Genomic DNA, 3,019 nt, shown 5'->3' on the forward strand with positions numbered 1-3,019 from the left:
TCGGCATATCAGAAGCTTATCATGAAATTTGATGATTTTGCTTCCTAAGCCCCAATGAAATTATCAGTAATGAGGCTAAAAGCCATTCGAGTTCCATGATTCTTTGCAATAATCCATTGCTAACTTTTTCTAAAATATCAGTCACTTAATTTTCCTTTGATATTCAAATTCTCACTGCGTTGTCCTGAGATGATTCTCTCTTGTAAGTCGGGCATAAATGCCCGACCTACGCGTTTTCTCAGACAGGCATTTTCAGACGGCCTCCTCCACCGCCCCCAATTCCAACAACACCTGAAACCCATCATTGATATACCGCTGGTCGGGCGCTTCGAGAAACGGGAATGCGGATACATCGCCCAAGTTCAGTGCAGCCATGCGCAGGATTACCGCCGCCAGATTGCTGCGGATGATTTCGGGGTCGGTAAATGCGTTGCGCTGTTCAAAATCTTCTTCTGAATACAATCGGATACACACGCCGGCGGAAACGCGGCCGCAGCGGCCGGAACGCTGGCGGGCGGCGGCCTGCGAGATTTTTTCTACGTGAAGCTGCTCCACTTTGGCGCGGGCGGAATAGCGTTTCACCCGCGCCAGGCCGGTGTCGATTACATATTTGATGCCCGGCACGGTGAGCGAGGTTTCGGCGACGTTGGTGGCCAACACGATGCGGCGTTTGGTGCCCGATGGGTGAAAGATTTTGTGCTGTTCGGCATGCGACAAACGAGCGAACAGCGGCAGGATTTCGTCATCGCGGCGCAGCGGCGATTTGCGTAGGGCTTCGGCGGCTTCGCGGATTTCGCGTTCGCCGGGCAGGAAGACGAGGATGTCTCCTTCGCCGTGCTGCGCCAGTTCGTCGGCGGCGTCCACGATTGCATCGGTAATTTCGATTTCGGCCTCGTCTTCGTCCGCCGTGTGCAGCGGCCGGTAGCGGATTTCGACGGGATAGGTGCGCCCGCTCACTTCCAGTACGGGGGCGTTGTCGAAATGCTTGGAAAAGCGCTCGGCATCGATGGTGGCCGAGGTGATGATGACTTTTAAATCGGGGCGGCGCGGCAGCAGCTGTTTCAGGTAGCCCAGCAGAAAATCAATGTTCAGGCTGCGCTCGTGCGCTTCGTCGATGATGATGGTGTCGTAGGCGGTGAGGTAGCGGTCGGTTTGTGTTTCGGCCAGCAGGATACCGTCGGTCATCAGTTTCACATAGGCATCGCGCGAGGTGTGGTCGTTGAAGCGCACTTTGTAGCCGACTACTTCGCCGATGTTACTGCCCAATTCTTCGGCAATCCGCTCGGCAACGGAACGCGCAGCCAAGCGGCGCGGCTGGGTGTGGCCGATTAAGCCCGCCGTGCCACGCCCGAGTTCGAGGCAGATTTTCGGCAGCTGCGTGGTTTTGCCGGAACCCGTTTCGCCGCAGACGATGGTTACCTGGTGGTTGGCGATGGCGGCTTTAATGTCGTCCAAACGCCCGTGCACCGGCAGCGTGCCGTCATATTGCGGACGGGGCAGCGCGGCTTGGCGTTTTAAATAGGTTTCGTGCGACTTGCGGTATTTTTGCTGCACGGCTTCCAACCCACCGAATTTTTTCGGGTTTTTGAAGGCGGTTTGCAGGAAATGGCGGTCGCGGGCGGGAACACGGGTGAAGTCGGGCTGCATGGGAAACAAGGAGAAAAAAGGAAATGATTATAGTAGAAGGCCGTCTGAAACATTTCAGACGGCCCGGGCAGTGTAAGACAAATTTGACGGGCTTACCATGTTTTACTGCTGATTTTTTCCAAACCCGATGAGACTTCTGCGCGCAGGCGGCGGCCTAAAAGTTTGCTGAAATTGTCTTCGGGCGTGTAGTCAACCAGTTTTGGGGCTTTGACCACGTCGCGGGCTACACTGTATACGCTGCCGTAATCGTCGATTAGGCCGATCTGCTTGGCTTCGTTGCCGGTGTATACCCTGCCGCTGAAAACATCGGGGTTTTCTTTTTCTTTCAGGCGGCTGCCGCGTCCGAGTTTCACGGCTTTGATAAATTCCCTGTGGATATCGGCCAGCATCTGTTCCCAGATTCTGACCTGTTCGGGTGTTTCGGGAGAGAATGGGTCTCCCATGCCTTTATTGCCGCCGGCGGTTTTAAGGCGGCGTTTTACGCCGATTTTTTCCATCAGGCCGGTCAGGTCGAAGCCGCCGCTGATAACGCCGATGCTGCCGACAATACTTGACGGATCGGCATAAATTTTATCGGCCGCCGAAGCAATGTAGTAACAGCCGGAGGCGCACACGTCTTCGGCCACAACGTAGAGGGGAATGTTTTTATGCTCCCCTTTCAGACGGCGGATTTCGTTGAATGCGGTGTTGGAAACCACGGCCGATCCCCCGGGGCTGTTGGCGCGGATAATGATGCCTTTCACTTTGGGATTGCGGTAGGCCGCTTCCAAACTGTCGCTCAGCATGGCGGTTTGATCTTCGCTGTAGTCGCCGCCGATGGTTCCTTTCAGTGAAATAACGGCGGTGTGCTCCTCCCGGGTGTTGACCAGTTGGCTGCCGCCCGATTTGCTGTCGCTGCATGAATTGACGGCAACCGCCAGAAAAAACAGCATCCATACGGCACGCCAGAGGTTGCGCCAGAAGCGGTTTCGGCGCTGCTCTTTATAGGCTTCGAGCAAAACGTCGCGCAGGGTGCTGCGTTCCCAGTTTTCGCCCGACGGAACCGGGTTGGCGGGCGGTGTGTTGTTGTCGTTGCGGATTCGGTATTGCATAAAACAGGCTTTCTGATGATGAAATGCCACTTATTGTAGACGAATCAAGGCCGTCTGAAAACCGAGCGCTGCCGGAGCGGTTTTCAGACGGCCTTGATTATTTTCAGGCGGTGTGGAAATATGGTTGCTAGGGTCTGTCGGCATTCAACGCAATGGCGGTATTTTTGGCCAAAACACCCCGCCTGCGGCGTTAGGCAGCGTAGCGGACTTGCGAAGCTAAAATGCCCGCAAGGTGTTCAACCTTGCTGCGCTTTTTGTCTTGCATACGCGGTTTTTGCCTC

2 protein-coding genes are annotated in these 3,019 nt (G+C 55.2%); both read right to left on the minus strand.

The genetic code is table 11. The features are described from left to right. Positions 1 to 252: 252 nt before the first annotated feature. Positions 253 to 1,647, minus strand: coding sequence for an ATP-dependent RNA helicase HrpA (gene hrpA, locus Q3970_RS10675; protein ID WP_303100552.1), 1,395 nt, complete (start codon positions 1,645 to 1,647; stop codon positions 253 to 255). 92 nt (positions 1,648 to 1,739) lie between these two features. Further along, positions 1,740 to 2,738 (minus strand): S49 family peptidase, encoded by a 999-nt coding sequence (locus Q3970_RS10680; RefSeq protein ID WP_303100553.1) that lies wholly within the window; start codon positions 2,736 to 2,738, stop codon positions 1,740 to 1,742. Positions 2,739 to 3,019: the final 281 nt, after the last annotated feature.

Source organism: Neisseria sp. (assembly GCF_030530745.1).
GTDB lineage: Bacteria > Pseudomonadota > Gammaproteobacteria > Burkholderiales > Neisseriaceae > Neisseria.

Bases quoted from the DNA above. Each gene is read 5' to 3' on its own strand.
- hrpA (WP_303100552.1), bottom strand. From the start codon at position 1,647: ATGCAGCCCGACTTCACCCGTGTTCCCGCCCGCGACCGCCATTTCCTG.
- Q3970_RS10680 (WP_303100553.1), bottom strand. From the start codon at position 2,738: ATGCAATACCGAATCCGCAACGACAACAACACACCGCCCGCCAACCCG.